Source organism: Pseudomonas mandelii, from assembly GCF_002251635.1.
GTDB classification, from domain to species: Bacteria; Pseudomonadota; Gammaproteobacteria; order Pseudomonadales; family Pseudomonadaceae; genus Aquipseudomonas; species Aquipseudomonas mandelii_B.
The window spans coordinates 1-4,969 of record NZ_NMOJ01000044.1 but is presented as its reverse complement, the minus strand read 5'-3'; the positions used below and the strand labels follow the sequence as shown (position 1 = coordinate 4,969).

Below are 4,969 nucleotides of genomic sequence, written 5' to 3'. Positions count from 1 at the left end.
TTAGTAGCGAGGCGAGGCTGCCCATTCAGGAACGAATAAATATGTGCAAAATAACTCCAAACCCGCCAGACACTGATCCGGCATCCCCCTACGAATCACTCGATTCCAAAAAGCTCCACGAAGCCGCCGAACGCGCCCTCGACCATTACCTCAACCCCGCAGCCCTCAAAATCCCGGTCATTCGAAAACCGAGCACCATGTTCATGATCGCACCGGACATCAAAGACGAAGACCTGCTGGCACACACCTGCGAATCACTGGCCTCGGCCAGCGTCATGACTGCCGATTTCGCGGCCTACCTGGAAGGACCGCATCGGCATACGGCGCTGGGTATCCAGCAGATCATCATGCAGGCGGAACTGGCGGTGAACCGGATGATGGATAACGTCGAAGTGCCGAAGTAATCACCTTAATACCGCGTTATCGTTCTTCGCGGGCAAGCCACGCTCCCACAGGATTTGAGGTGATCACAAAATAAGTGAACGCCACAAAACCTGTGGGAGCGTGGCTTGCCCGCGATGGCGATAGACCAGGCACCATCACCCTTATAGGAGATATAAAGCAGGTATCTGTAACTTCCGCACTAATAAACCACTAATTCTCGGGATATACGCTCACTGCTGGACTAAGGAAGTCGATGTGATAACCAGAAGAACCATCACCGATAGCTAAGTGAATCCCGCTGATGCCTTCATTCATTTGTGAGTTGATTCTGTAGTCAATGTTTGAAGCAATGGCCTCGTTGACTCCGATGGCGAACTCCGTCAGTTTAAGTCCGCGAGAACCCGCTGCAAGATCCAGAAGTTTAACGTGCTCCTCATTGTTTACTTGAAGTGACGTGATGGTGTTGTCTTCAATTGATAAGAGCGCCCCATCTTTCGATATTTGATCGCTCAGCCATTTAAGTGGAGTCTTCAAACCCTCTGGTAGTTTCGGGTTGGGCTTTCTAAGTACGGTCAATATTCCCGCAATTTTTAATGTGCCCGAAAAAGAAAACGGGCAAAGCTCTTGTGGGTCCATGTGTGCGTAGTGAACTTCAAAAAACTCAGCTACGGACTGAACGAAATCACCTGACACGTCTTCAGCGAGCAGTGCGTAAGGCTGAGCGTGTGGAGAAATTGAGACTTGCGCATCGGCGTCGTTACCAGACAGGAAAAACTTCTCGTTCGAATTAAGCATGTTTAACACGGAGCGCTGTGTGTGCAATGCACGTTCAAAATTGCTGCTTAGCAAAAGATTCAAGCTATAGAGTGCAATTGCTGTGGTGGGCTCGAACACTTGAGTCGCGCAGAAAACGCTTTTTTTGCTTTCTGTGTTTTTTGCCAGTTCGAACGTTTTTTTTTCAGCGTCATTACTAAAAGAAAACACAATACTGTTTTTTTGTAGTTTCTGTAGCTCAGTAATATTGGCCGTGCTGAATCCTAGGAGCGCACATTCTCTGAGGAAGTCTTCTGAGTCCGCGATGATTGATGGTTTTTCACGGTCAAAGAGTGTCGATATCATATTCGATGGTGACATAAAACCCTCCTGATTCTCTAATGCACGGCAAGAAAGCTTGCCGTGCATTAGACTTATTTAGTCTTCAGTGTGAGCCCAAGCCAGCGGCGCCCATCCGAAATTTTCCGGGCCAGAAGTGATCCGGTTAAGTTTCTCTTTGACGTTTTTTTTGTTTTTCATTTGATCATCCTTTTTCATTTTTTGGTTTTTGCTCCCTGAATTTCTCGGGAGTGCATAAATTAATACAGAGTTTCTTGATGTGATAAATAGTTTGTTTGAGGTTTTTTAGAATTGTTTTGGCTATGAAGATACTTGGGGTGTTCAAATCGGTTATTTATGTAAGGTTGGTCTGTAGTCTTGTTCTGATAATCTGAAATATTGCTTTTTTTGGTTGTGGTCAATGATCTTGTGTCGTTAGGTTTATTTGTGGGCTTGGTTTTTTAGCTCGATATTCAATTGTAGAGAGGGTTGTATAGTGCATGCATCAAAGAAATATCTGACGGATACATCTGTTCATCAAGCCCTGTTAATGGTTGATCTAACCGAATCAAACAATCCCGACCATTCCGTCCGGCTCCTGCTAACTGAAATACTCCAAGGACTTGCCGAAAAAGGTTGGCCTCAGGCTCAACTGCAAACGGGGCCGCGAATTGTCTCCGCCGAGGAAAATTACGGATTACTCGGCTATGACCCGGCAGAGGTCACGCTAGGGAGTGAGCACACCCGTTGGGTCGATGAATACTCGCTGTTGAGAACACAAACCACCAGCCAGATTCCGGCCGCGCTTCAGCGAGCGGCTCAAGTGCGGCAACCGGGGCAAACGATCTTGCTGGCCGCGCCGGGTATAACTTTCCGTCGTGATAGCCGGGATCGTTGGCATTGCGCGGAGCCACATCAGATGGATGTCTGGGTATTGGGTGATCCGGAGCTGTCGACGCATGAACAGCTGTTGCGTCTGGTCGGCGACATCCTCAAGTCTGCTGTTCCTGAAAAATCCTGGGTCTACAGCGACAGTCCGCATCACTACACGGAGGGTGGAATCGAAGTGAATGTGGTGAATGACGGTGCTCCGGTTGAAGTACTGGAGTGCGGCCGTATAGCGAGGTCTTTGTTGGAGCGCTTGAAGATTGATCCGCAGCGTCATGGAGGGTTGGCGCTTGGGATGGGGCTGGATCGGCTGACGATGTTGCGCAAAGGTATCCCGGATATTCGCTTGCTGCGAGATCAGAACGTACGAGTGCAGGCGCAGATGCATGATCTGAATCCATGGGCCCCGGTATCACGTTTGCCATCGATTGCTCGTGACATTTCGTTGGCGGTTACGCCCGGGCTGAGCGAGGAGGTGTTGACCGAGAGAATGTTGCAGGCGGCGGGTGACTGTTCTGATTGGATCGAGGAGATGCAGATCAAGGGGCGTTGGGCATTCTCGGATTTACCCGCGCAGGCGATTGAACGACTCGGGCTGCTGCCGGGCCAGGAAAATGTGCTTTTGCGCGTGGTGCTGCGTGATTGTTCGCGATCGATCACTACTGCGGAGGCGAACGCTTTGTATGCGGACATTCAGGCGGCGATGCATGAAGGAGCGCCGGGGGCTGGTTATCGAATGGATCTGCCAAAAGCCTAAAACTAACCTACCCGCGTATTCATTGATGCCAGGCACCATCACCCTTAAATCCGAAAACTCCCCACCACCTGACGCCCGTCTTCGGCTTGTTGCATCGCGCACTGATCCAGAGGTTTGCGACGGCCCCTGCAACGGGGGCTGTTGGCTTGACTGACTAACGGCAACCCCGACGATGTGGAATCCATTGCTTCCCCTTAATAGGAAGCATTACTATTCACGCCCCGTCTCCACAGCACACTGCNATGACNCCTCAGCCGCCCCGCAGAACAGGCTTTTTCGAGCATTACGAAGAGTTGATTGGCACCTGGACCCGTCGCCTGAGAAATCGTCAGCAGGCTGAGGATCTGGCCCACGACACCTTCGTGCGGGTGCTTGAGTCCGATTCGTCGGCGGTGGAGCAACCCCGGGCGTATTTGCACCAGACAGCGCGCAATATCGCGGTGGATGGTTATCGGCGTGAGGACCGGCGGGGTGCCATGGAGTCGGAGGCGGTTGATCACAGTGCGTCGTCGTCCGGCGACCCGGAGCATTTCATGCATGCGATCCAGTTGGCTGATTCCATCGAGCGGGCGCTCACCGAGCTGCCGGTCAACTGCCGCAAGGTGTTTGTCTGGCAGAAGATCGAAGGCCTGACCCAGTCGGAAATCGCCGAACGCCTGGGACTGTCCAAGAACATGGTGGAAAAGTATATGATCCGCACCTTGCGGCATCTGCGCGACCGCCTCGACGGACAGCACCCATGATCGGCCGCGCCTTCTCATCCCCAGCCAGACAGGAACTTCCATGACGGATACTCGTGCTTGTGCGTGCGGGCAAACAACGGTTCGCGACGACGCGGCGCGGTGGTTTGTGCGTCTGCAGGAACCGGCTGTGGACGTCGAGGAATACCGGCGTTTCGAAGCCTGGCTGGCTGAACACCCTCAGCATCGCGACGAATTTCAACTGCTTCAGGGCCTGTGGACGGCGGCCGATCTGCTGCCCGCCAAGCGTCTGCAAGCCCTGTGCGAAACTCCGCCGGCCCGGCGTAAACGCCAGCCGCTGGTGCGTTACGCGGTGGCGGCCAGTGTGCTGGCCATGGCGCTCGGGTTGGGGCTGTTCAGCGGCTTGAATCACCCGGCGATTTATACCGCCGAATATTCCACGGCGTTGGGCGAGCGCCGTCATGTGGCGTTGCCCGACGGCTCGGTGATCGACTTGAACAGCCGCAGCCGCATTAAGGTGCGCTATGAAAAGGACCGTCGTGGCATCGAGTTGACCGAAGGCGAAGCCATGTTCAGCGTCGAACACGATACAAGCCGCCCGTTTGTAGTCGAGGCGGGCAGCGGCAAGGTGACGGTCACCGGCACGCGCTTCGATGTGCGTCGCGATCTCACGGAAACCCGGGTTGCGGTGGAGCAGGGCACGGTCAAGGTTCAGGGCCAGGGACCGGATGTCATCAGCCTCACCGCAGGCCTCGGCACTCGCGTCGATGCCAAGGGCATGGTTGCTGCCGCATACGCAGTCAATCCGGCAGAACTGACCGCGTGGCGCAGCGGCAAACTGGTGTTCAACAACGCCAGCCTCAGCGAGGTCGCCGCAGAAGTCTCGCGCTACCGCGAGAAGCCACTGACGGTCGGCAACGACAAAGTGGGCAATCTGCGCCTGACCAGCGTGTTCAAATCCGACAATACCGACGCGCTGCTCAAGGCCTTGCCGAGCATTCTGCCGGTGGCCGTGCGGACCCTCGATGATGGCAGTCAGGAAATAATTTCCAATTAATTTCCAAACCGATTCAGGTTTTTTTTGAGTTCTACGTCTTCTTCTGCAACTGCAACTGGTTTGCATTAACAGTCGCGCACTCTTGCGATC

The 4,969-nt window shown here is 53.6% G+C and carries 5 protein-coding genes; 4 read left to right on the top strand and 1 reads right to left on the bottom strand.

The window, feature by feature from the left end:
* Positions 1–41 precede the first annotated feature (41 nt).
* On the top strand, positions 42–404 hold the full coding sequence (locus tag B7L09_RS06520; RefSeq protein ID WP_094468222.1) for a DUF6124 family protein: 363 nt from the start codon (positions 42–44) through the stop codon (positions 402–404).
* Positions 405–594: 190 nt separating this feature from the next.
* Here B7L09_RS06520 and B7L09_RS06515 read toward each other — a convergent pair whose 3' ends face one another.
* Positions 595–1,518 (bottom strand): CgnE/CgnB domain-containing protein, encoded by a 924-nt coding sequence (locus B7L09_RS06515; RefSeq protein WP_042932206.1) that lies wholly within the window; start codon positions 1,516–1,518, stop codon positions 595–597.
* 454 nt (positions 1,519–1,972) lie between these two features.
* Here B7L09_RS06515 and srmL point away from each other — a divergent pair, with 454 nt between their 5' ends.
* The 3 genes from srmL (at position 1,973) to B7L09_RS06500 (ending at position 4,879) form a co-directional block, all read left to right on the top strand.
* Entirely contained in the window at positions 1,973–3,121 is a 1,149-nt protein-coding gene (gene srmL, locus B7L09_RS06510) for a PheS-related mystery ligase SrmL (RefSeq protein ID WP_042932205.1), read from the top strand.
* 242 nt (positions 3,122–3,363) lie between these two features.
* Entirely contained in the window at positions 3,364–3,864 is a 501-nt protein-coding gene (locus B7L09_RS06505; protein WP_094468221.1) for a sigma-70 family RNA polymerase sigma factor, read from the top strand.
* A gap of 40 nt (positions 3,865–3,904) precedes the next feature.
* The gene (locus B7L09_RS06500) at positions 3,905–4,879 is read left to right on the top strand and encodes a FecR family protein (RefSeq protein WP_094468220.1); all 975 of its coding nucleotides are present in this window, start codon (positions 3,905–3,907) and stop codon (positions 4,877–4,879) included.
* Positions 4,880–4,969: the final 90 nt, after the last annotated feature.